The sequence below is a fragment of the Pseudonocardia sp. C8 genome, from assembly GCF_014267175.1.
Taxonomy (GTDB): Bacteria; Actinomycetota; Actinomycetes; order Mycobacteriales; family Pseudonocardiaceae; genus Pseudonocardia.
In genome coordinates, this window is record NZ_JACMTR010000002.1 from 134,173 (window position 1) to 158,307 (window position 24,135).

General features: G+C 71.0%; 16 protein-coding genes and 1 pseudogene. 16 read left to right on the top strand and 1 reads right to left on the bottom strand.

All coding sequences use genetic code 11. The features are described 5' to 3' along the window. The 13 genes and pseudogenes from H7X46_RS01280 to H7X46_RS01340 all read left to right on the top strand — a co-directional run bounded on the left by H7X46_RS01280 (position 1) and on the right by H7X46_RS01340 (position 19,366). Positions 1 to 846 (top strand): ABC transporter permease, encoded by an 846-nt coding sequence (locus H7X46_RS01280; protein ID WP_186357652.1) that lies wholly within the window; start codon positions 1 to 3, stop codon positions 844 to 846. Continuing rightward, positions 843 to 2,294, top strand: coding sequence for an MCE family protein (locus tag H7X46_RS01285; protein WP_186357653.1), 1,452 nt, complete (start codon positions 843 to 845; stop codon positions 2,292 to 2,294). Before H7X46_RS01280 ends, H7X46_RS01285 begins: the two co-directional genes overlap by 4 nt. Then, positions 2,291 to 3,268 (top strand): annotated as a pseudogene (locus H7X46_RS01290) (MCE family protein); the annotation flags it as partial. The gene H7X46_RS01285 and the pseudogene H7X46_RS01290, both read left to right, overlap by 4 nt. A gap of 284 nt (positions 3,269 to 3,552) precedes the next feature. Further along, the gene (locus H7X46_RS01295; protein WP_186357655.1) at positions 3,553 to 4,521 is read left to right on the top strand and encodes an MCE family protein; all 969 of its coding nucleotides are present in this window, start codon (positions 3,553 to 3,555) and stop codon (positions 4,519 to 4,521) included. After that, positions 4,518 to 5,894, top strand: a complete 1,377-nt coding sequence (locus H7X46_RS01300; protein WP_186357656.1) for an MCE family protein — start codon at positions 4,518 to 4,520, stop codon at positions 5,892 to 5,894. Before H7X46_RS01295 ends, H7X46_RS01300 begins: the two co-directional genes overlap by 4 nt. Beyond that, on the top strand, positions 5,891 to 7,213 hold the full coding sequence (locus tag H7X46_RS01305) for an MCE family protein (RefSeq protein ID WP_186357657.1): 1,323 nt from the start codon (positions 5,891 to 5,893) through the stop codon (positions 7,211 to 7,213). Before H7X46_RS01300 ends, H7X46_RS01305 begins: the two co-directional genes overlap by 4 nt. Next, on the top strand, positions 7,210 to 8,517 hold the full coding sequence (locus tag H7X46_RS01310; protein ID WP_186357658.1) for an MCE family protein: 1,308 nt from the start codon (positions 7,210 to 7,212) through the stop codon (positions 8,515 to 8,517). The genes H7X46_RS01305 and H7X46_RS01310 overlap by 4 nt, the downstream gene beginning before the upstream one ends. A 107-nt stretch (positions 8,518 to 8,624) precedes the next feature. Further along, positions 8,625 to 9,194: a hypothetical protein gene (locus H7X46_RS01315; protein ID WP_186357659.1), complete on the top strand. Its 570-nt coding sequence runs from the start codon at positions 8,625 to 8,627 to the stop codon at positions 9,192 to 9,194. Positions 9,195 to 9,276: 82 nt separating this feature from the next. Continuing rightward, the gene (locus H7X46_RS01320) at positions 9,277 to 10,098 is read left to right on the top strand and encodes a nuclear transport factor 2 family protein (RefSeq protein ID WP_186357660.1); all 822 of its coding nucleotides are present in this window, start codon (positions 9,277 to 9,279) and stop codon (positions 10,096 to 10,098) included. A gap of 294 nt (positions 10,099 to 10,392) precedes the next feature. Then, a complete protein-coding gene (gene rplJ, locus H7X46_RS01325; protein ID WP_186357661.1) occupies positions 10,393 to 10,971 on the top strand; it encodes a 50S ribosomal protein L10 in 579 nt (192 codons plus the stop codon). A gap of 42 nt (positions 10,972 to 11,013) precedes the next feature. Next, the gene (rplL, locus tag H7X46_RS01330; RefSeq protein ID WP_186357662.1) at positions 11,014 to 11,409 is read left to right on the top strand and encodes a 50S ribosomal protein L7/L12; all 396 of its coding nucleotides are present in this window, start codon (positions 11,014 to 11,016) and stop codon (positions 11,407 to 11,409) included. 499 nt (positions 11,410 to 11,908) lie between these two features. Further along, positions 11,909 to 15,406 carry a DNA-directed RNA polymerase subunit beta gene (locus tag H7X46_RS01335; RefSeq protein WP_186357663.1) on the top strand — a complete coding sequence of 1,166 codons (3,498 nt, stop codon included), beginning with the start codon at positions 11,909 to 11,911 and terminating at the stop codon, positions 15,404 to 15,406. Positions 15,407 to 15,454: 48 nt separating this feature from the next. Continuing rightward, positions 15,455 to 19,366 carry a DNA-directed RNA polymerase subunit beta' gene (locus H7X46_RS01340; RefSeq protein ID WP_186357664.1) on the top strand — a complete coding sequence of 1,304 codons (3,912 nt, stop codon included), beginning with the start codon at positions 15,455 to 15,457 and terminating at the stop codon, positions 19,364 to 19,366. Positions 19,367 to 19,522: 156 nt separating this feature from the next. On the opposite strand, the gene H7X46_RS01345 is transcribed toward H7X46_RS01340, so the two are convergent. After that, positions 19,523 to 20,419 (bottom strand): alpha/beta hydrolase, encoded by an 897-nt coding sequence (locus H7X46_RS01345; protein WP_186357665.1) that lies wholly within the window; start codon positions 20,417 to 20,419, stop codon positions 19,523 to 19,525. 588 nt (positions 20,420 to 21,007) lie between these two features. On the opposite strand from H7X46_RS01345, the gene rpsL reads away from it, so the two are divergent. The 3 genes from rpsL to fusA are packed head-to-tail and all read left to right on the top strand — an operon-like array spanning position 21,008 to position 24,002. Continuing rightward, on the top strand, positions 21,008 to 21,382 hold the full coding sequence (rpsL, locus tag H7X46_RS01350; RefSeq protein WP_068797767.1) for a 30S ribosomal protein S12: 375 nt from the start codon (positions 21,008 to 21,010) through the stop codon (positions 21,380 to 21,382). Beyond that, a complete protein-coding gene (rpsG, locus tag H7X46_RS01355; protein ID WP_186357666.1) occupies positions 21,382 to 21,852 on the top strand; it encodes a 30S ribosomal protein S7 in 471 nt (156 codons plus the stop codon). The genes rpsL and rpsG overlap by 1 nt, the downstream gene beginning before the upstream one ends. Positions 21,853 to 21,899: 47 nt before the next feature. Beyond that, a complete protein-coding gene (gene fusA, locus H7X46_RS01360) occupies positions 21,900 to 24,002 on the top strand; it encodes an elongation factor G (RefSeq protein ID WP_186357667.1) in 2,103 nt (700 codons plus the stop codon). Positions 24,003 to 24,135: the final 133 nt, after the last annotated feature.

Sequence of the window (24,135 nt, forward strand, 5' to 3'; positions counted from 1 at the left end):
ATGGCCACCATGCAACTGGGCGCGCGGGTCCGAAAGGCCGCACAGGCGCCGCTGAACCAGCTCGAGGAGCTGGGCGACCAGCTCTCGCTCTACATCCGGTCGATCCTGTGGATCCCCAAGACCGTGGTCCACTACAAGAAGGAGGTCGGCAGGCTGCTGGCCGAGGTCTCCTTCGGGTCCGGCGCGCTGATCGTCATCCTCGGCACGGTCGGCGTGATGGCGTCGCTGTCGCTGTTCGTCGGGTCGCTGGTGGGCCTGCAGGGCTTCCGGGCCCTCGACGCGCTCGGCGTCGAGGCCCTGACCGGCTTCATCACCGCCTACTTCAACACGCGCGACATCGCACCGCTGGTGGCCGCCTCGGCCCTCACCGCGACCCTCGGTGCCGGCTTCACCGCGCAGCTCGGCGCGATGCGGATCTCCGAGGAGATCGACGCGCTCGAGGTGATGGCGGTGCCCTCGGTGCCCTACCTGGTCACCACCCGGGTGGTCGCCGGGATCATCGCGATCATCCCGATCTACACGCTCGGCCTGCTGGCGAGCTTCGCCGCCTCCCGGATCAACGTCACGATGATCAACGGGCTGCCCGGCGGGACGTACGACCACTACTTCGACCTGTTCCTGCCGGTCAGCGACGTCCTGCTGTCCTACCTCAAGGTGATCATCTTCGCGACGGTGATCATCCTGATCCACTGCCACTACGGCTACGCGGCCAAGGGCGGCCCGGCCGGTGTGGGTGTCGCGGTGGGCCGCGCGGTCCGGTTGTCGATCGTCAGCACGGCGGTCATGGACTTCTTCCTGACCCTGGTCATGTTCGGCACGTCGACCTCGGTGCGGGTGGCCGGATGAGGTCGAAGAAGCGAGTGCTCCAGGGCCTGGCCTTCGTCACCGTCATCGCCGTGCTGCTCGGGCTGTCCGTCGCGCAGTACGCCGGCCTGTTCTCCTCGGGCGTCCCGGTGACGCTGAACGTCGCCCGGGTCGGCGCCCAGATGCAGGAGCGGGCCGACGTGAAGGTGCGCGGGCTGATCGTCGGCGAGGTCGACGAGGTCACCACCGACGGCGCCACCACCAGCATCCGGATGTCGATGAACCCGGACCTGATCGAGCAGATCCCGCAGAACGTCCAGGCACAGCTGCTGCCCAAGACGCTGTTCGGCGAGAAGTTCGTCTCGCTGGTCCCGCCGGCGGCCCCGGCCACGACCCGGCTGGCGGCCGGCGACGTGATCCCCGAGGACCGCAGCCAGGCCGCGCTCGAGGTCGAGCGGGTGCTCGACGAGCTGCTGCCGCTGCTGCAGACCGTCCGCCCGCAGGATCTCGCGACGACCCTCGGCGCGCTGTCCCAGGCCCTGCAGGGCCGTGGTGACCAGCTGGGCCAGACCCTGGTCGAGCTGAACCGGCTGACCGAGGGCCTCAACCCGGCCGTGCCCGACCTGCAGGAGGACATCCGCCAGGTCGCGGACCTCTCGCACAACCTGTCGGACGCCGCCCCGAACCTGCTCGCCGCGCTCGACGACCTGACCGTCACCAGCCGGACCGTCGTGGAGAAGCGCGAGGGCATGCGGAACCTGTACCGCTCGGTCACCGGGGCCTCGGACGACCTGCGGGCGTTCCTCGACGCGAACGGGGAGAACCTCATCGGGGTCTCCCGGGCGAGCCGCCCCACGCTGGAGTCCCTGGCCCGGTACTCGCCGGAGTTCCCGTGCCTGTTCGGCCAGCTCAACGACCTCATCCCGAAGATCAACAACGCGATCCGGCCGGGAACCGACCGGGTCGGCGTCAACATCACGCTGGAGATCGTCGCCAACAAGGGCAAGTACCTGCCGAACCAGGACGAGCCCGAGTACCTCGACGACCGGGGCCCGCGCTGCTACCCGATCCCGACCCCGGAGGGCACCCAGTACGCCCCGGACGGCCCGTTCCGCGACGGCTCGGTGCCCGGCCCGGCCCCGGAGGGCCAGCCGATGGGGAACCCGGAGGACTTCGGCGTGGAGACCTACGGGACCTACGACGGCACCGACAGCTGGGGTGAGGTCCAGGACCAGACCGCGCAGAACGGTGGGGGCGCGCTGCCCCCGCTGACCGGCGCGCTCGGCCAGGCCGGGATCCAGCCGTCGTCCTTCCAGGGCGGGCACCAGTCCGGCGCGGTCGACATGGGCGTCGCGAACTCGCCGGGCGAGCAGCGGGTCGTCGCCGAGCTGCTCGCGGCCCACCAGGGCGGCCCCCCGCAGGCCGTGCCGGCGTGGAGCAGCACGATGGTCGGCCCGCTGCTGCGCGGCGCGGAGGTGACGCTGACGTGAGCCGGCTCCCGCTCTCCCCGCTGCTCAAGTTCCTGGTGTTCGCGCTCGTCACTGCGATCGGGACGACCGTGCTCGGCCTGACGATCGCGAACGCCCGCGGCGGCGACGTCACCGAGTACACGGCCCGGTTCACCGACGCGAGCGGGCTGCTGAAGGGCGACGACGTCCGCATCGCCGGTGTCGTCGTCGGATCCGTGACCGACGTGCGCATCGTCGACCAGCGGATCGCCGAGGTCGAGTTCGACGTCGACTCCTCGACGCCGCTGCCCGCATCGGTGAACGCGACGCTCAAGTACAAGAACCTCATCGGGCAGCGCTACGTCGCGCTCGACCAGGGCGCCGGCCCGACCGGCGAGACGCTGCCGGCCGGCGGGCAGATCCCGCTCGAACGCACCCGGCCCGCGCTGAACCTGACGGTGCTGTTCAACGGCTTCCAACCGCTGTTCCAGGGCCTGGACCCGGAGCAGATCAACAAGCTGTCGATGGAGATCGTGCAGGTCCTTCAGGGCGAGGGCGGCACGGTGCAGAGCCTGCTCTCCTCGACCGCGTCGCTGACCCACTCGATCGCCGACCGGGACCGCGTCATCGGCCAGGTGATCGACAACCTGAACCTCGTGCTGGAGACGGTGAACGAGAACGACCAGGGTCTCCGCGAGCTGATCAGCTCGATGCAGGCGCTGGTGTCCGGGCTGGCCCAGGACCGCGAGCCCATCGGCAACGCGATCTCCTCGATCGGGACGCTCACGCAGGTCACCGGCTCGTTCCTGGAGGACGCGCGTCCGGCGCTGCGCGACGACGTCCGCCACCTCGGCGACCTGGCCACCCAGCTGGACCAGGGCCGGCCGAAGGTCGAGCGGTTCCTCGAGTACGCGCCGTTCAAGCTGAACCGGATCGCCCGGGTCGGCTCGCACGGCAGCTGGTTCAACTTCTACCTGTGCGGTCTCGACGGGACGGTCGCGCTGGAGCCGCTGCTGCCGCGGACGAACCTCGAGCAGCTCGGGCTCGACAGCGTCGGTCGCAACCCCGAGCGGCGCTGCGGCCCGGACCCGTCCGGGATCGGCGCGGGCAACACCGTCCCGACCGACGGCTCGCAGCCCGGCGGCGAGCACCCGGACAACCGGGCGCACGCGCCGGAGGACAACCCGCTGATGCGCGAGCCGAACACCGAGTCGCTGGAGCAGCTGGCGAACCCGCTCGAGCGGGCCGGCATCGACTCCAGCGGTGACCCGACCGCCGCGCTGCAGCCGGGAGGCAACTGATGGCACAGCCCGGGCAGAAGCGGCCGGTCCTGGTCGCCACGATCGGTCTCGTGACCGTCGTGGCGCTGACCCTGGGGGCGTTCAACTTCGAGGCGATCTTCTCCGGGGCGACCCACTACACCGCGGAGTTCCCGGAGGCGGCTGGCCTGCAGGCCAACGACCGGGTCACGGTCGCGGGCGTCGAGGCCGGCCGGGTGCAGACCGTCGAGCTCGAGGGCGACCACGTGCGCGTCGAGTTCAGCGTCGACGACGCCTGGATCGGCAACCGGACGACGGCCTCGATCGAGATCGCGACCCTGCTCGGCTCCAAGTACCTCGCGCTGGACCCGCGCGGGGACGCCGAGCAGGACCCGGACGAGCCGATCGGCCGCGACCGCACCCGGTCGCCGTTCGACGTGGTGGACGCGTTCAACGGCCTCTCCGGCACGATCGACCAGCTCGACACCGGGCAGCTGGCGACCAGCCTCACCACGCTCGCCGACACCTTCCGCGGGACCCCGCCGGAGATCCGCGGAGCCCTGGACGGCCTGTCCCGGCTCTCCACGACCATCTCCAGCCGGGACGCGGAGCTGAAGCGGCTGCTGGCCAACACCCGGCAGCTGTCGGCCACGCTGGCCGAGCGCCGCGGCGACGTCGTCAAGCTGATCAACGACGGCAACCTGCTGCTCGGCGAGCTGCAGCGGCGCAAGGAGGCGATCGCGAACCTGCTGGCCGGGGTGCACCAGCTCTCCGTGCAGCTGCGCGGCCTCGTCGCCGACAACCAGGAGCAGCTGCGGCCCGCCCTGGAGACCCTGGACAAGGTGCTCGCGGTGCTCGAGAAGAACCGCGACAACCTCGGCGAGATCATCGACAAGGAAGCGGTGTTCCTCCGCGTGTTCGGCAACGCGCTCGGCAACGGCCGCTGGTTCGACAACTACGTCTGCGGGCTCGTCCCGCCGGCCATCCCGTTCGGGGGTGACTGCAAGTGAGCTCCTGGGCCCACGACCGGCGCCAGATCCAGTTCGTCGCCCTGGTGGCCGTGGCCGCCGTGCTGGCGGCCGGCGCGATCTGGCTGATCGGCTCCGGTGGCGGCCGGCCGGTCACGGCGTACTTCACCAGCTCGGCGGCGCTGTTCGAGGACAACGACGTCCGGGTGCTCGGCGTCCCGGTCGGCAAGGTCGACCGGATCACGCCGGAGGGCGACCGGGTGCGGGTCGACATGACCATCACCGACGACGACGTGCGGCTGCCGGCCGACGTCAAGGCCGCGGTGATCTCGCCCAGCCTGGTCACCGGCCGCTACGTGCAGCTCACCCCGGTCTGGACCGGGGGACCGGAGTGGAACGGCGAGCCGATCCCGCTGGAGCGCACCGCGTTCCCGCTCGGCGTCGACGACCTGACCCGGACCGCGACCGAGCTGTCCCGGGCGCTGGGCCCGCAGGGCGCGAACTCCCAGGGCGCCCTGAACGACGCCCTGAACGTGGCCGCGCAGAACGTCGACGGCAACGGCCGTGCCCTGAACACCACGATCCGCAACCTCGGCGGGCTCTCGGCGACGCTCAACGGGTCCAGCGAGGACCTGTTCGGCACGGTCACCGAGCTGCAGAAGTTCGTCGCCACGCTGCGCGAGAACGACCCGGGCGTGCGCGAGCTGAACGGCAAGCTCGCCGACGTCACCGGCTTCCTCGCCGGCCAGCGCGGCGAGCTCGGCGGGGCGCTGCACGAGCTGTCCTTCGCCCTCGGCGAGGTCGCCGCCTTCGTCAAGGACAACCGGGCCACGCTGAAGTCGAACGTGGACAAGCTGGCGAGCGTCAGCCAGGAGGTCGTGGACCACCAGCGGGCGCTGGCCGAGGTCGCGGACACCGGCCCGGCCGCGCTGAGCAACCTGACCAACATCTACAACGGCTCGTCGCAGACCCTGGACACCCGCGCGAACATCAACGAGCTCGCGATGCCGGCGCCGGTGCTGCTGTGCAAGATCCTGCAGGCCAAGCAGGTTCCGCTCCCGACCGAAGGGCCGGACGCGCCGATCGGGACGATGTGCAACGGGCTCGCGGACGTCGTCAACGGGGCGGTCCCGATGCCCACCCCGCAGGAGATCATCAACCAGCTCCAGCAGGGCGGCACCCCGAACCCGGCGATGCCGCAGCTGATGCACGGCTCCCCGCTGTCGCTCACGGACCCGGGCTCGCAGCTGCAGGCCCCGGCGTCGCCGCCGCCCGCAGGCGGTCCGGCCCCGGCCCCGGGCGCCGCGCCGCCACCCGCGGCCACGCCCGCCCCCGAGGCGACGCCGACACCCGTGCCGGAACCCGAGGAACGCGGCGGCGGCGGACTCTTCGGCCTGTTCGGAGGTGGATCGTGACCGGCACCCGTCCCGAGCGTCGCGGCCGGGCGGCCCGGGTCGCCGCGCTGGTCACCACGGTGGCGGTGGCCGCAGGCGGCTGCGGTGTGATCGACGGCGGCCTCCGGGGGGTCTCACTGCCCGGTGGCGCCAACCTGGGCGACGACCCGTACCCGGTGCAGATCGAGTTCCCGGACGTCGTCGACCTGGTGCCGCAGTCCGTCGTCCGGTACGGCGATGTCCCGGTCGGGGCCGTGGAGAGCGTCGAGGTCGAGCCGAACAGCTGGAACGCCGTGGTCACCGTCCTGGTGAACCGGGACGTCGAGCTGCCGGCCAACGCGACCGCCCGGGTGCGGACGACGTCGCTGCTCGGCGAGAAGTTCGTGGCCCTCGACCGCCCGGCCGAGCCGGCCGCGGGATCGCTGGCGGACGCCGGCCGGATCCCGGTGCAGTCCTCCGGGCGGGCGGCCGAGGTCGAGGAGGTGCTGGGCGCGCTGTCGATGCTGCTCAACGGTGGTGGCGTCGCGCAGATCCGGACGATCGCCACCGAGCTCAACAACGCGATGTCCGGCCGGGAGCCCGAGATCCGGGCCCTGCTCCACAACCTCGACCAGCTGGTCGGCTCGCTGGACTCCAGCAAGGAGGACATCAACCGGGCCCTCGACGGCCTCGACCGGCTGTCGGCGACGCTGGCCGAGCGCCGCCCGCAGATCCGCAACGCGCTGCAGAACATCAGCCCCGGCCTGCGGGAGCTGGAGGCCCAGCGCAGCCAGCTCGTCGGCATGCTCAAGGCGCTGGACCGGCTCTCCGGGGTCGCGACGAACGTGGTCAACCGGTCCCGCGACGACGTCCTCGCCGACCTCGAGGCCCTGCGGCCGGTGCTGCGCAACCTGGCCGACTCCGGGCAGGACCTGCCGGACTCGCTGGAGCTGCTGCTCACGCTCCCGTTCACCGACGCGGCCACCGACGCGGTCGCGGGCGACTACGCCAACCTCTACGTCAACGTCGACCTGGACCTGCGGGTCCTGGTGGAGAACATGCTCAGGACCAACCAGCTCGGGCTACCGCTGGACCCGCGCCAGCTCGCCCAGCTGCCGCCGAACGCGCAGCTGCTCACCCCGCTGCTCGGCGGGCAGCCGCCCGCCGCGCCGGCGCCCGGAGTGCCGGAGCTGCCGCTGCTCGGCCCGGAGCAGACGACCCCGGCCCCGCCGCCGGAAGGCGCCGCGACCCCGGCCCCGCCGCCCGGTTCGACGTCGGCGACGCCCACGCCCACCCCGGCACCGGAGTCCGGTGAATCCCGCGGCGGCCTGCTCGGCGGGCTCTTCGGAGGTGGATCGTGATCACCAAGACCGTCCGCTGGCAGCTGATCGCGCTGGCCGTCGTCACGCTCGTCGGGGTCGGCTACGCCGGTTTCCGCTACGCCGGGGTGGACCGGATCTTCGGGGCGACGACGTACCCGGTGACGGTGCAGCTCGCCGAGTCCGGCGGCATCTTCTCCGGGGCCGACGTCACCTACCGGGGAGTGAGCGTCGGCCGGGTCGGCCCGCTGACCCTGACCGACTCCGGGGTCGACGTCCAGCTGGACATCAACAAGGACGCCCCGGACATCCCGGCCGACACCCGCGTGGTCGTCGGCAACCTGTCACCGATCGGCGAGCAGTTCGTCGACCTGCGCCCGGTCACGTCCGGTGGCGAGACCCTCGCGTCCGGGACGGTGATCCCGCAGGAGCGCACCCAGACCCCGGTGCAGATCAACACCTTCCTGACCGAGCTCGACCAGCTGGTCTCCACCGTGCCGAAGGACTCGCTGCGCACCGTGGTCGCCGAGCTGGGCCACGGCTTCCAGGACACCGCGCAGCCGCTGCAGCAGCTGCTCGACACGACCGGGCAGTTCACCCGGACCGCGACCGCGGCGCTGCCACAGACGACCGCACTGATCCGGGACGCCCGGCCGGTGCTCACCACGCAGAACGAGGTCGCACCCCAGTTCAAGGAGTTCAGCCACGGCCTGCGCGAGGTCGCCGAGCAGCTCAAGCAGTCCGACCCGGACATCCGCCGGATCATCGACGACGGTCCGAAGGCCGGTCACGAGCTCAGCGCGCTGCTGCGGGAGAGCGGCCCCGGCCTCGGCGAGTCGCTCGCCAACCTGCGCACGGTCGGCGAGCTGCTGGAGCCCCGCCAGGCCGGGCTGCGCCAGTTCCTGGTGACCTATCCGGGGATGGTGGCCATCGGGCCGAACGTCGTGCCCGGCGACGGGACGGCGCACCTCGGTCTGGTGCTCAACGTGTTCGACCCGCCGCCGTGCACCCAGGGCTACGAAGGCACCGACAAGCGTGGCGGGCTGGACGTCTCCGAGACCCCGGTGAACTCCGACGCCCGCTGCACCGAGCCCCCCGGGAGCCCCACGACCGTGCGGGGAATGCAGAATGTCGACCGTCCGGAACCGCTGGAGGTCCAGGACTACTCGGGCAACTCCGGGTTCCCGGGCCACGGTGGGCACTCCGCCGGCTCCGGCCACGACGGCCCCGACGGCTCCGGCGAGGGGGACTCCGACGCCCCGCGGAACGACGACGGGAACCCCGCCCAGCGGGCCGCGGCCCCGGGCCTGGTCACCGACGCCGCCCAGATCCTGCTGGGCGGATGAGCGACGGGCGCGCCCGCAGGGGCGCGACCGGCACGACGGCCGTGCTGCCGTGGCACGGCCCCGCCGAGCGGCTGTGCCCCCGCAGCCGGTAGGAGGAACGCTCCGGAATGAACACCGCACTCGACGAGCGCCCGGCCGAGGCCGGTGAGCCCGGCGACCCCGAGGCCCCGGGACGGTCGGCGCGCGTGCTGCCGATCGCGGCCGTCGTCGCGGCCGTGCTGGCCCTCGTGTTCGGCGCACTGTGGCTGCTCGCGCTGAACAGCGACGCCGTGCAGGTCGCGCAGGCCCGGGACGAGGCGCTGCGCGACGCCCGCCAGGCGGTCATCAACCTGAACACGCTGGACCACAAGGACGCGGCGAAGGGGCTGGACCTGTGGATCCAGTCGTCGTCCGGGTCGGTCCGCCAGGAGTTCGAGAAGAACCGCGACGCCTACGCCCAGCTGGTCACCCAGCAGAAGCGCACGACGAGCGCGACCGTGGCCGACGCCGCGGTCACCGAGGTGGATCCCCGCGCCGGCACCGCACGGGTGCTCGCCGGGGTGGACGTGACCGTCACCCCCGAGGGCGGCCGGCCGACCGTGACGCGCCAGCGGATCGAGCTCGGCATGGTCGAGACCCCCGAGGGCTGGAAGGTCGACGCCCTGGAGCCCCTGCTGACCCCGGGTGCGGGCGGCTGAGCGCGGGCACCCTCCCACGACCCCGCGGCCCGCTCCGGCCGCCCACCCGCTCCCCAGGTCGACCATCCCAGGAGGTCACCGCATGTCCACTCCGCGCCGCCGCCCCACGGGCGGCATCCGCAGGCCCCAGGTCGCCGGGCGTCCGCGTACCGGCCGCACCGACCACGACCACGACGGTTCCGACGCCGGCGAGGAGATCGCCGCCCGCACCGGCGGGGTCGCCCTCGACGAGCGCGCCGGACCCGACGAGCCCACCGTCGCGGCCCGCGCCGCCGCCCCGGTCCGGACCGGCGCCGCGGACGAGCCGGCCGACCGGCCCGGCGACGCGCCCGACGGCACCGCCGAGGCCGGGGAGAAGCCCCGGCGCCCGCTCCCGCTGCCGGCCGCGCCGACGACCCGCAAGGGCGCCGCGGCGCTGCTGGCGGTGACCGTGCTGCTCACCGCGGCAGCCGCGTTCTTCGGCTACCAGTGGTACGGCACCGCGTACACCGGCTCGGCCGCGAACACGGCGCTCACCGACGTCGGGACGACCGCCGAGGTGAGCCAGCAGATCGGCGAGGCCGTCACGAAGGTCTACTCGTTCGACCACGCCCGGCTCCAGCAGGCCGAGGAGGACGCCCGCGCGGTGATCACCCCGGCGTTCCAGCCGGAGTTCGACCGGATCTTCGGCAGCGTCAAGCAGCTCGCCCCGCAGCAGCAGGCGGTCGTGACCGCGACGATCCCGAAGTCGGCGGTCGCGAGCATCGACGGCGACCGGGCGACCGTGTACGTCTTCGTCAACCAGGTGATCCGCCGGCAGGCGGCGGGCGCGCCCCCGCAGGAGGGTGCCGCCGCGGCCCGGCTCCGGGTCGACGCCGAGCTCGTCGACGGACGCTGGAAGATCGCGGCCATGACCCCGGCCTGACGCGGCCGCCGGCAGGGTGCGCAGCCCCGGCCCGCACCCCGGTGCACGAGGGTGCGGGCCGGCCGCGTATCGTGGTCGGCGATCCACCGAAGACCGCAGGTCTGTGCCCGGTTCGCCGGGTGTACGAAGGTCCCGGAGCTCCGGGCGGCCCGCGCAGGAGGACGAGGCGAAGCCGGGAGCCAGTGTGCGCCCGCCCGTATTTCTGACGCCCCGTGCCCTGCGCACGGGGCGTTCGTCGTCTCTCGGGTCGTGCGGTGGCACTGCAAGGACCAACCACCCGAGAGGAGGGCAGCGATGGCAGCACCTGACAAGGTCGCGGCGGTCGAGGAGATCACCGACCGCTTCCGCGAGTCGAACGCCTCGGTCGTCACCGAGTACCGCGGGCTCAGCGTCGCCAAGCTGACCCAGCTGCGTCGGGACCTGGGTGCGGACGCGAACTTCCGCGTCGCGAAGAACACCCTGGTCAAGCGCGCGGCTGCGGACGCCGGGGTGCAGGGTCTGGACGACCTGCTCGCCGGGCCGACCGCGATCACGTTCATCCAGGGCGAGCCCGTCGACGCCGCGAAGGCGCTGAAGAAGTTCGCCAAGGAGAACCCCGGCCTGACGATCAAGGGCGGGTACATGGACGGGCGTGCCCTGTCCACCGCCGAGGTCGAGCGGCTCGCGGACCTCGAGTCCCGCGAGGAGATGCTGGCCAAGCTGGCCGGCGCGATGAAGGCGAACCTGTCCAAGGCCGCGTCGCTGTTCAACCAGCCGGCCTCCCAGGTCGCCCGCCTGGCTCAGGCGCTGGCGGACAAGAAGGCCGAGGGCGGCGAGACCGCACCGGCCGACGAGGCGACCGCCCCGGCCGACGGCGACACCGCCGAGAGCTGATCACCCCCACCGAACGTCTGTCGTAGAGAAAGGACCGCCACCATGGCGAAGCTGTCCACCGACGAGCTGCTCGACGCCTTCAAGGAGCTCACCCTCCTGGAGCTCTCGGACTTCGTGAAGAAGTTCGAGGAGACCTTCGAGGTCACCGCCGCCGCCCCGGTCGCCGTCGCGGCCGCGGGTGCCCCCGCCGCCGGCGAGGCCGCGGGCGCGGCCGAGGAGGAGAAGGACGAGTTCGACGTCGTCCTCGAGGGCGCCGGCGACAAGAAGATCCAGGTCATCAAGGTCGTCCGCGAGGTCGTCTCCGGCCTGGGCCTCAAGGAGGCCAAGGACCTCGTCGAGTCCGCGCCGAAGGCGCTGCTCGAGGGCGTCAACAAGGAGGCCGCCGACGCGGCCAAGGCGAAGCTCGAGGAGGCCGGCGCGAGCGTCACCCTCAAGTGACGACGCGCTGAGCGACCGCGCTCCGCTCGACAGGGGCGGGACCCGATCCGGGTCCCGCCCCTGTCGCGTTCGGTGGTCCGGTCCGGTCATCCGACCGGTCATCCCGGGCTTTCGACCGTTCATCGACGAACAGGGGCTTGACTCGGTGCGCCGAGCAGGTCACTCTTGGGCAACGATGGTTGCCTGGATGCTGAAATCGGCGACCTGTCTCGACAGCTGCGCGCGCAGCGGCTATAGTCATTCTTTGCGCTGCCTGCGCCCAGGCTCTGCGCGTCCGCTACCGGGGAGTTTCCGGGCCGTCCTGTCGGCCGTCGGGGAGGGTCCGGCGGAGCGGGCGGGGAGATTCTGACGCGCACGGCCGCGCCTGACAACAGACGGCGTGCGACGTGGCCCGCTGCCGGCTCGCGATCCGGGGGGACCCCGAACGGATCGAGTGAGACGGTAGCGCCCGCCTCCGGCGTACGCCAGACGAGAAGCGCAGTTCTCGGAAGGACGCATCTTGGCTGTCTCCCGCGCCGCCGCGACCACCTCGACCCTCTCCGCTTCGGCGAACCCGAACTACCCCGGCGCACCCACCCGGGTCTCCTTCGCGAAGATCGCAGAGCCGCTGGAGGTCCCGGACCTCCTCGACCTGCAGATCCAGTCCTACGAGTGGCTGGTCGGCAGCGAGGCCTGGTTCCAGCGCCGGATCGAGGCCGGCGACGACATGCCGGTGAGCGGCCTCGAGGAGATCCTCACCGAGATCTCGCCGATCGAGGACTTCTCCGGGTCGATGTCGCTGTCCTTCTCCGACCCCCGCTTCGACGAGGTCAAGGCCTCCGTCGAGGAGTGCCGGGACAAGGACATGACCTACGGGGCCCCGCTGTTCGTCACGGCGGAGTTCACCAACAACACCACCGGTGAGATCAAGTCCCAGACCGTCTTCATGGGCGAGTTCCCGGTGATGACGGACAAGGGCACCTTCATCATCAACGGCACCGAGCGCGTCGTCGTGTCGCAGCTCGTGCGCTCGCCGGGTGTCTACTTCGACCACGCGATCGACAAGACGACCGAGAAGGACGTCTACTCGGTCAAGATCATCCCGAGCCGGGGTGCCTGGCTGGAGTTCGACGTCGACAAGCGCGACACCGTCGGCGTCCGGATCGACCGCAAGCGCCGCCAGCCGGTCACCGTGCTGCTGAAGGCCCTCGGCTGGACCGCCGAGCAGATCGGCGAGCGTTTCGGCTTCTCCGAGACGATCATGACCACGCTGGAGAAGGACAACACCGCGGGTCAGGACGAGGCGCTGCTCGACATCTACCGGAAGCTGCGCCCGGGCGAGCCGCCGACGCGGGAGAGCGCGCAGGCGCTCCTGGAGAACCTGTTCTTCAAGGACAAGCGCTACGACATGGCCAAGGTCGGGCGCTACAAGGCCAACAAGAAGCTCGGCCTCGACATCGACACCTCGGTCGGCACGCTGACCGAGGAGGACGTCGCCACCACCATCGAGTACCTCGTGCGGCTGCACGCCGGCGAGACCACGATGACGGTCGGTGACAAGGAGATCCCGGTCGAGACCGACGACATCGACCACTTCGGCAACCGGCGTCTGCGCACCGTCGGCGAGCTGATCCAGAACCAGGTGCGGGTCGGCCTGTCCCGCACCGAGCGGGTCGTCCGCGAGCGGATGACCACCCAGGACGTCGAGGCCATCACGCCGCAGACCCTGATCAACACCCGGCCGATCACGGCCGCGATCCGGGAGTTCTTCGGCACCTCGCAGCTGTCCCAGTTCATGGACCAGCACAACCCCCTCGCGGGCCTGACCCACAAGCGCCGGCTGTCGGCGCTCGGCCCGGGCGGCCTGTCCCGGGAGCGGGCCGGCATGGAGGTCCGCGACGTCCACCCGTCGCACTACGGCCGGATGTGCCCGATCGAGACCCCGGAGGGCCCGAACATCGGCCTGATCGGGTCGCTGTCGTCCTTCGCGCGGGTCAACCCGTTCGGCTTCATCGAGACGCCGTACCGCAAGGTCGTCGACGGGGTCGTCACCGACCAGATCGACTACCTGACCGCCGACGAGGAGGACCGCTTCGTCGTCGCGCAGGCGAACGCCCGGCTGAACGAGGACGGCTCCTTCGCCGAGGACCGGATCCTGGTCCGCCGCAAGGGCAGCGAGGTCGACCTGGTCTCGCCGGCCGGCGTCGAGTACATGGACGTCTCGCCGCGCCAGATGGTGTCGGTCGCGACGGCGATGATCCCGTTCCTCGAGCACGACGACGCGAACCGCGCGCTGATGGGCGCGAACATGCAGCGCCAGTCCGTGCCGCTGCTCCGCTCGGAGTCGCCGCTGGTCGGCACCGGCATGGAGCTGCGGGCCGCGGTCGACGCCGGTGACGTCGTGGTGGCCGCGCAGGCCGGTGTGGTCGAGGAGCTGTGCGCGGACTACATCACGGTCATGGACGACGAGGGGCAGCGCCAGACCTACCGCCTGAACAAGTTCCGCCGCTCGAACCAGGGCACCTGCAACAACCAGAAGCCGATCGTCGACGAGGGCCAGCGGGTCGAGGTGGGCCAGGTGCTCGCCGACGGGCCGTGCACCGAGAACGGCGAGATGGCGCTGGGCAAGAACCTGCTCGTGGCGATCATGCCGTGGGAGGGCCACAACTACGAGGACGCGATCATCCTGTCGCAGCGCCTCGTCCAGGACGACGTCCTCACCTCGATCCACATCGAGGAGCACGAGATCGACGCCCGGGACACCAAGCTGGGCGCCGAGGAGATCACCCGGGACATCCCGAACGTCTCCGAGGACGTGCTGGCCGACCTCGACGAGCGCGGCATCATCCGGATCGGCGCCGAGGTCCAGCCCGGCGACATCCTGGTCGGCAAGGTGACGCCGAAGGGCGAGACCGAGCTGACCCCGGAGGAGCGCCTGCTCCGCGCGATCTTCGGTGAGAAGGCGCGCGAGGTCCGCGACACCTCGCTGAAGGTGCCGCACGGCGAGAACGGCAAGGTCATCGGCATCCGGGTCTTCTCCCGCGACGACGACGACGAGCTGGCCCCCGGCGTCAACGAGCTGGTCCGCGTGTACGTGGCCCAGAAGCGCAAGATCTCCGACGGTGACAAGCTCGCCGGCCGGCACGGCAACAAGGGCGTCATCGGCAAGATCCTGCCCGTGGAGGACATGCCGTTCCTCCCCGACGGCACCCCGGTCGACATCATCCTGAACACCCACGGCGTGCCGCGCCGGATGAACATCGGCCAGATCCTGGAGACCCACCTCGGGTGGATCGCCAAGTCCGGCTGGGAGATCGAGGGCGAACCCGAGTGGGCGTCCCGGATGCCCGAGGAGCTCTACTCGGTCCCGGCGGACACGAAGACCGCCACGCCGGTCTTCGACGGCGCCCGCGAGCACGAGATCACCGGTCTGCTCGGCAGCACCCGGCCCAACCGGGACGGCGAGCGGATGGTCGGCGGGGACGGCAAGGCGCAGCTGCTCGACGGCCGCTCCGGCGAGCCGTACCCGTTCCCGGTCGCGGTCGGCTACATGTACATCCTGAAGCTGGCCCACCTGGTGGACGACAAGATCCACGCCCGGTCCACCGGCCCGTACTCGATGATCACCCAGCAGCCGCTGGGCGGTAAGGCGCAGTTCGGTGGCCAGCGCTTCGGCGAGATGGAGTGCTGGGCGATGCAGGCGTACGGCGCGGCCTACACCCTGCAGGAGCTGCTGACGATCAAGTCCGACGACGTCGTGGGCCGGGTCAAGGTCTACGAGGCGATCGTCAAGGGCGAGAACATCCCGGAGCCGGGGATCCCCGAGTCGTTCAAGGTGCTGCTGAAGGAGCTGCAGTCGCTCTGCCTGAACGTCGAGGTGCTCTCCAGCGACGGAGCGGCGATCGAGATGCGGGACGCCGACGACGAGGACCTCGAGCGGGCCGCGGCGAACCTGGGCATCAACCTGTCCAGCCGCCCGGGCTCGGAGTCGATGACCGTCGACGACGTCGTCAACTGACCCCCGTAGACCGACTAGCCGACCTTTACGAAGAAACAGAGGACATTCGTGCTCGACGTCAACTTCTTCGACGAACTGCGCATCGGCCTGGCCACTGCCGAAGGCATCCGCCAGTGGTCGCACGGCGAGGTCAAGAAGCCCGAGACCATCAACTACCGCACCCTGAAGCCGGAGAAGGACGGGCTCTTCTGCGAGAAGATCTTCGGTCCGACCCGGGACTGGGAGTGCTACTGCGGCAAGTACAAGCGCGTCCGGTTCAAGGGGATCATCTGCGAGCGCTGCGGCGTGGAGGTCACCCGCGCCAAGGTGCGCCGTGAGCGGATGGGCCACATCGAGCTGGCCGCCCCGGTCACGCACATCTGGTACTTCAAGGGCGTCCCGAGCCGGCTGGGCTACCTGCTCGACCTGGCCCCCAAGGACCTCGAGAAGATCATCTACTTCGCGGCGTACGTGATCACCTCGGTGAACACCGAGCTGCGGCACAACGACATGTCCACGCTCGAGAACGAGATGAGCGTGGAGCGCCGGCGGATCGAGCAGACCCGCGACGCCGACCTCGAGGCCCGGGCCCAGAAGCTGGAGGCCGACCTGGCCGAGCTCGAGGCCGAGGGCGCGAAGGGCGACGTCCGCCGCAAGGTCAAGGACGGTGGCGAGCGGGAGATGCGCCAGCTCCGCGACCGGGCCCAGCGCGAGCTGGACCGGCTCGAGGAGATCTGGAACACCTTCACCAAGCTGGAGGTCCAGCAGCTCATCGCGGACGAGTCGATCTACCGCGAGCTGTACGACCGCTACGGCGACTACTTCACCGGTGCCATGGGTGCGGAGGCGATCCAGAAGCTGCTGGAGAACTTCGACATCGAGGCCGAGGCCGAGAAGCTGCGCGAGATCATCCGGTCCGGCAAGGGCCAGAAGAAGCTGCGCGCGCTCAAGCGCCTGAAGGTCGTCGCGGCGTTCCAGTCCACCGGGAACTCGCCGATGGGCATGGTGCTCGACTGCGTCCCGGTCATCCCGCCGGACCTGCGCCCGATGGTGCAGCTCGACGGCGGCCGCTTCGCGACCTCGGACCTGAACGACCTGTACCGCCGGGTCATCAACCGGAACAACCGCCTCAAGCGGCTGATCGACCTCGGCGCGCCCGAGATCATCGTCAACAACGAGAAGCGGATGCTGCAGGAGGCCGTCGACGCGCTGTTCGACAACGGCCGCCGCGGCCGTCCGGTCAGCGGCCCGGGCAACCGCCCGCTCAAGTCGCTGTCCGACCTGCTGAAGGGCAAGCAGGGCCGGTTCCGCCAGAACCTGCTCGGCAAGCGGGTCGACTACTCGGGCCGCTCGGTCATCGTCGTCGGCCCGCAGCTGCAGCTGCACCAGTGCGGCCTGCCGAAGCAGATGGCCCTCGAGCTGTTCAAGCCGTTCGTGATGAAGCGCCTGGTCGATCTCAACCACGCGCAGAACATCAAGTCGGCCAAGCGGATGGTCGAGCGCGGCCGCTCGCAGGTGTGGGACGTGCTCGAGGAGGTCATCTCCGAGCACCCGGTGCTGCTCAACCGGGCACCGACCCTGCACCGCCTCGGCATCCAGGCCTTCGAGCCGCAGCTGGTGGAGGGCAAGGCCATCCAGCTGCACCCGCTGGTCTGCGAGGCGTTCAACGCGGACTTCGACGGTGACCAGATGGCGGTGCACCTGCCGCTGTCGGCCGAGGCGCAGTCCGAGGCCCGGGTCCTGATGCTGTCGTCGAACAACATCCTGTCCCCGGCGTCCGGCCGCCCGCTGGCGATGCCGCGCCTGGACATGGTGACGGGTCTGTTCCACCTGACCCGCCAGCGCGACGACGCTCCGGGCGCCGGCAACCACTACGGCTCCTCGGCCGAGGCGATCATGGCCTACGACCGCAAGGTGCTGCACCTGCAGGCTCCGATCAAGATCCGGCTCCCGCAGGTCACGCCGCCCCAGGGCACGGACGGCGCGACCGTGACCGACGACGGCGTCTGGACCGCCGAGACGACGCTCGGCCGGGTGCTGTTCAACGAGCTGCTCCCGCACGACTACCCGTTCGTCAACGAGCCCCTGCCGAAGAAGCGCCAGGCCGCGATCATCAACGACCTGGCCGAGCGCTACTCGATGACCGAGGTCGCGCAGGTCCTGGACCGCCTCAAGGACGCCGGCTTCTACTGGGCGACCCGCTCGGGCGTCACCCTCGCCATCGACGACGTCGTGGTCCCGCCGAACAAGCAGGAGATCCTCGACTCGTACGAGGCGAAGGCCGACCAGATCAACAAGCGCTACCAGCGCGGTGCCCTGTCGCACCAGGAGCGCAACGACGAGATGGTCAAGATCTGGTCGCAGGCCTCCGAGGAGGTCGCGCGGTCCATGGAGGAGAACTTCCCCCAGGACAACCCGATCCCGACGATCGTGCAGTCCGGCGCCGCCGGCAACATGGCCCAGGTCCGCCAGCTGGCGGGCATGAAGGGCCTGGTGGCGAACCCGAAGGGCGAGTACATCCCGCGGCCGATCAAGTCGAACTTCCGCGAGGGCCTGTCGGTGCTGGAGTACTTCATCTCCACGCACGGCACCCGGAAGGGCCTGGCGGACACCGCACTGCGGACCGCCGACTCGGGGTACCTGACCCGGCGCCTGGTCGACGTGTCGCAGGACGTCATCGTCCGCGAGGTCGACTGCGGCACCGAGCGGGCGATCACCATGCCGGTCACCGAGGAGACCGCCGACGGGCGGCTCATCCCGCACCGGTACCTGCGCACCTCGGTGTACGCCCGGTCCTCGGCCGAGGAGGTCACCGCGCCCGACGGCACGGTGATCGTCCGCAAGGGCGACGACCTCGGCGACCCGGCGCTCGACGCGCTGGTCGAGGCCGGCGTCCGGCAGATCCGGGTCCGGTCCGCGCTGACCTGCGCCTCGGCCACCGGCATCTGCGCGCGGTGCTACGGCCGCTCGATGGCCACCGGCAAGCTGGTGGACGTCGGCGAGGCCGTCGGCATCGTGGCCGCGCAGTCCATCGGTGAGCCGGGCACGCAGCTGACGATGCGTACCTTCCACATCGGTGGTGTGGCCGGTGACGACATCACGACCGGTCTGCCGCGTGTCACCGAGCTCTTCGAGGCCCGGGTCCCGCGCGGCAAGGCGCCGATCGCCGACGTCGACGGGCGCATCCGCATCGAGGACGGCGACCGCTTCTGGAAGATCACGCTGATCCCGGACGACGGCGGCGAGGAGATCGTCTACGACAAGCTGTCCAAGCGGCAGTGGCTCGGGATGACCACCGCCGACGGCGTCGAGCGGCCGCTGCAGGACGGCGACCACGTGACGGTCGGCCAGCTGCTCCTGGAGGGCACGGCGGACCCGCACGAGGTGCTGCGCGTCATGGGCCCGCGCGAGGTGCAGCTGCACCTGGTGCGTGAGGTGCAGAAGGTGTACCGCACGCAGAGCGTGGACATCCACGACAAGCACATCGAGGTCATCGTCCGGCAGATGCTGCGCCGGGTGACGATCATCGACTCGGGTGCGACCGAGTTCCTGCCCGGCGCGCTGGCCGAGCGGGGCGAGTTCGAGGCCGAGAACCGCCGGGTCGTCGCCGAGGGCCTGGAGCCGGCCTCCGGCCGCCCGGTTCTCATGGGGATCACGAAGGCCTCGCTGGCGACGGAGTCGTGGCTGTCCGCGGCCTCGTTCCAGGAGACCACCCGGATCCTCACCGATGCCGCGATCAACGGAAAGCGCGACAAGCTCGTCGGGCTGAAGGAGAACGTGATCATCGGCAAGCTGATCCCGGCCGGTACCGGCATCAACCGGTACCGCAACATCCAGGTCCAGCCGACCGAGGAGGCCCGCGCGGCCGCCTACGCGCTGCCGAGCTACGACGACGGCTACTACAGCCCCGACGTGTTCGGCACGGGCACCGGTGCCGCGGTGCCGCTGGACGACTACGACTTCGGGCGCGACTTCCGGTAACGCCGTCGCGACGTCCCGGCCCGCGACGGCGGGCCGGGACGACCCGAAGGGTCCCGGACGGGGCCGGACACCGCTCTCCCGTGGCGGTGACCGGCCCCGTCCGTGTTTCCGGCCCCGGCCCGTATCTCGGCAGGAGACGTGCCGGGGAGCGCCGCGTCAGCGGGAGCAGTCGGCGCGCAGGCCCCGCCCCAGCTCGCGCAGGGCCTCGTCCGCCTCGGCGAGCAGGCCCGCCAGCGTCGGGAACGCGTGCCACATGCCCTCGGTGCGCTGGTAGGTCACCGGCGTGCCGGCCGTCCGGGCCCGCGCGACGAGGGTGTCGGCGTCGTCGGCGAGCACCTCCTCGGCGCCGGCGACGACGTGCAGCGGCGGCAGGCCGGCGAGGTCGGCGTCGAGCGGGCACAGCTCCGGGGCGTCGGCGCCGTCGGGCGCGTAGTCGGCGACGGCCGACGGCAGCCACGACGGGTCGAGCATCGCGTCGGCGGCGGCGTTGCGGGTCAGTGCCTCCGCGGTGCAGGTGAGGTCCAGCCACGGCGAGATGAGCCCGATCGCGCCGGGCAGCTCCTCGCCGGCGTCCCGCAGGCGCAGCAGCAGCGACATCGTCAGCCCGCCGCCCGCGGAGTCCCCGGCCACCGCGATCCGCCGGGCGGGGTGTCCGGCGGCCCGCAGGGCGTGCCAGGCGGCCAGCGCGTCGTCCAGCGCGGCCGGGAAGGGGTGCTCGGGCGCGAGCCGGTACGCCGGGGCGTGCACGGGGGTGCCGGTGGCGTGGGCCAGCCCGGCGAGCAGCGGGCGGTGCGACGCGGCGGACCCGACCAGGTAGCCGCCGCCGTGCAGGTAGAGCACGCGGTGCGGGCCGAACGGTCCGGGCGGCGCGACGACCTCGGTCGGGACACCGCCGAGGTCGCCCCGGGCGCGCCGGGTACCGCGCGGCAGCGGCAGCGACGCGCCGACGAGGTCGAGGCCGCGCCGGCGGACCGGTACGGGTAGGGTCGGGGACAGCAGTGGCGCGACGAGCGCGCGCGTGGCGAAGCGGTTGACCGCCGTCGGCAGGTGCATACCGGACGGTAACCCGGATCCCGGACCGAGCCTGACGGCGCGGATGTTCCTGCGGCACATCGGTCCGGCAGCAGGGTTCCGGCAGCGACGAGCGGCGGTCGATCTGCGACGAGCGGGTGAGCATGCTTGCCAGCCGCCGTCACGTACGGCATCGTCGGGTCACCACAGGTCTCCGGCCGGGGCTCCTCCCCGCCGGATCCGAGGACCTCCGAAGCCCCCGGAGGGTCCCGAGGCGGCGTCCGGAACGGACCCGCTTTGACCGTGTCGAAGAGGGCCGAGTACGCTCATGTCTTGCGCTCGGCTTCGGTCGGGCCAGTCCGCGTGCCCCGTGGTGCACCGATCCGGGAGGGACTCCCCGTCCGGATTCCGGCAGTGCCGCGGCAACGGGCACGGTGGGCGTCCCGAATGCCTCCGCGGGACCTTCCGGTCCCGAGCGTGCGCGGGACGACACGCCCGACCTCGGGGCCCGGAGCGACGGTGGCGGAGCCGCAACAGCCACGCCGGCGCCCGAGCCCCGGATCAGCCAGAACGAGACAGCGACTAGCGAGAACAGTCGAGCCACCGCCGACGGGAAGAAGTAGACGGTTCATGCCCACGATCCAGCAGCTGGTCCGAAAGGGCCGTGAGGACAAGGTCACCAAGACCAAGACGGCCGCGCTGAAGGGCAGCCCCCAGCGCCGCGGGGTCTGCACCCGCGTGTACACGACCACCCCGAAGAAGCCGAACTCCGCGCTGCGCAAGGTCGCCCGCGTCCGGCTGTCGAGCGGGATCGAGGTCACCGCGTACATCCCCGGCGAGGGCCACAACCTGCAGGAGCACTCCATCGTGCTGGTGCGCGGTGGCCGGGTGAAGGACCTCCCGGGCGTGCGCTACAAGGTGATCCGCGGGTCGCTGGACACCCAGGGTGTCAAGAACCGCAAGCAGTCCCGTAGCCGCTACGGCGCGAAGAAGGAGAAGAGCTGATGCCCCGCAAGGGCCCCGCCCCGAAGCGTCCGCTGGTCTCGGACCCGGTCTACGGCTCCCCGCTGGTCACCCAGCTGGTGAACAAGGTCCTGAAGGACGGCAAGCGGTCGCTCGCCGAGCGCATCGTCTACGCCGCCCTCGAGGGCACCCGCGAGAAGACCGGCACCGACCCGGTCGTCACGCTCAAGCGCGCGCTGGACAACGTGAAGCCGGCCCTCGAGGTGCGCAGCCGCCGCGTCGGTGGCGCGACCTACCAGGTCCCGGTCGAGGTGCGCGCCTCCCGGCAGACCACCCTCGGCCTGCGCTGGCTGGTCACCTACTCCGGGCAGCGCCGCGAGAAGACCATGGTCGAGCGCCTCATGAACGAGCTGCTCGACGCGAGCAACGGCCTCGGCGCCAGCGTCAAGCGGCGCGAGGACATGCACAAGATGGCGGAGTCGAACCGCGCCTTCGCCCACTACCGCTGGTGACCGGCCGACCGTCGGGCGCCCACTCGCGATCGAGGGAGAGCTGAGCAGTGGCAGCACAGGACGTGCTGACGGACCTGACCAAGGTCCGCAACATCGGCATCATGGCCCACATCGACGCCGGTAAGACCACCACCACCGAGCGGATCCTGTACTACACCGGGATCAACTACAAGCTCGGTGAGGTGCACGACGGCGCCGCCACCATGGACTGGATGGAGGAGGAGCAGAAGCGCGGCATCACGATCACGTCGGCCGCGACGACCTGCTTCTGGAAGAACCACCAGATCAACATCATCGACACCCCCGGGCACGTCGACTTCACCGTCGAGGTGGAGCGGTCCCTGCGGGTGCTCGACGGCGCGGTCGCGGTCTTCGACGGCAAGGAGGGGGTCGAGCCGCAGTCCGAGCAGGTCTGGCGGCAGGCCACCAAGTACGACGTCCCCCGCATCTGCTTCGTCAACAAGATGGACAAGCTGGGCGCGGACTACTACTTCACCGTTCAGACGATCAAGGACCGCCTGAACGCGACCCCGCTGCCCCTGCAGCTGCCGATCGGTTCCGAGAGCGAGTTCGTCGGCGTCGTCGACCTGGTCGAGATGCGGGCCCTGACCTGGCGCGGCGAGGTCAAGAAGGGCGAGGACTACGCGGTCGAGGAGATCCCGGCCGACCTGCAGGCCAGGGCCGAGGAGTACCGGACCGCGCTGGTCGAGGCGGTCGCCGAGACCGACGACGAGCTCATGGAGCTCTACCTCGGCGGCGAGGACCTCTCCGTCGAGCAGATCAAGACCGGGATCCGGAAGCTGGTCACCGACCGCGCCGCCTACCCGGTCCTGTGCGGCTCGGCGTTCAAGAACAAGGGCGTCCAGCCGATGCTGGACGCGGTGATCGACTACCTGCCGTCGCCGTACGACGTGCCGCCGGTCGAGGGCTTCCTGACCGACGGGGAGACCCCGGCCAGCCGCAAGCCCGCCAAGGACGAGCCGTTCGCGGCGCTGGCGTTCAAGATCGCCGCGCACCCGTTCTTCGGCAAGCTGACCTACGTCCGGGTCTACTCGGGCCGGGTCGCGGCCGGTGCGCAGCTCATCAACTCGACCAAGGACCGCAAGGAGCGCATCGGGAAGCTCTTCCAGATGCACTCCAACAAGGAGAACCCGGTCGACGAGGCCGTCGCCGGTCACATCTACGCGGTGATCGGTCTGAAGGACACCACGACCGGTGACACGCTCTGCGACCCGCAGAACCCGATCGTGCTCGAGTCGATGACCTTCCCGGACCCGGTCATCCAGGTGGCCGTCGAGCCGAAGTCGAAGGCCGACCAGGAGAAGCTCTCCACGGCGATCCAGAAGCTCGCCGAGGAGGACCCGACGTTCCAGGTCTCCCTGGACGAGGAGACCGGCCAGACGATCATCGCCGGCATGGGCGAGCTCCACCTCGAGGTGCTGGTCCACCGGATGAAGTCCGACTTCAAGGTCGAGGCCAACATCGGCAAGCCGCAGGTCGCCTACCGGGAGACCATCCGCCGGCCGGTCGAGAAGCACGAGTACACGCACAAGAAGCAGACCGGTGGGTCGGGGCAGTTCGCCCGGGTCATCATCAACCTGGAGCCGATCACCGGCGGCGACGGTGCGCTGTACGAGTTCGAGAACAAGGTCACCGGTGGCCGCATCCCGCGGGAGTACATCCCGTCGGTGGACGAGGGCGTGCAGGACGCCATGCAGTACGGCGTGCTGGCCGGCTACCCGCTGGTCGGCATCAAGTGCACGCTCCTGGACGGCCAGTACCACGAGGTCGACTCGTCCGAGATGGCGTTCAAGGTGGCCGGTTCGATGGCGCTGAAGGAGGCGGCCCGCAAGGCCGACCCGGCGCTGCTCGAGCCGATGATGGCCGTCGAGGTCACCACCCCCGAGGACTACATGGGTGACGTCATCGGCGACCTGAACTCCCGCCGCGGCCAGGTCCAGGCCATGGAGGAGCGGGCCGGCGCCCGCGTCGTCAAGGCGCTCGTGCCGCTGTCCGAGATGTTCGGCTACGTCGGCGACCTGCGGTCGCGGACCCAGGGCCGGGCGAACTACACGATGGTCTTCGACTCCTACGCGGAGGTGCCGCAGAACGTGGCGAAGGAGATCATCGCGAAGGCGACGGGCGAGTGAGCATCGCAGCGAGCGCCAGCGAGCGCGGAGCGGAGCGAGCCCGGAGCCGAGCAGTAGATACAGCGAAGGCCACGGGCGAGTAAGAAACGCAGCGAGCCCGACGACGGGCGGGGTAACCCGGCCGCTCGCGGGG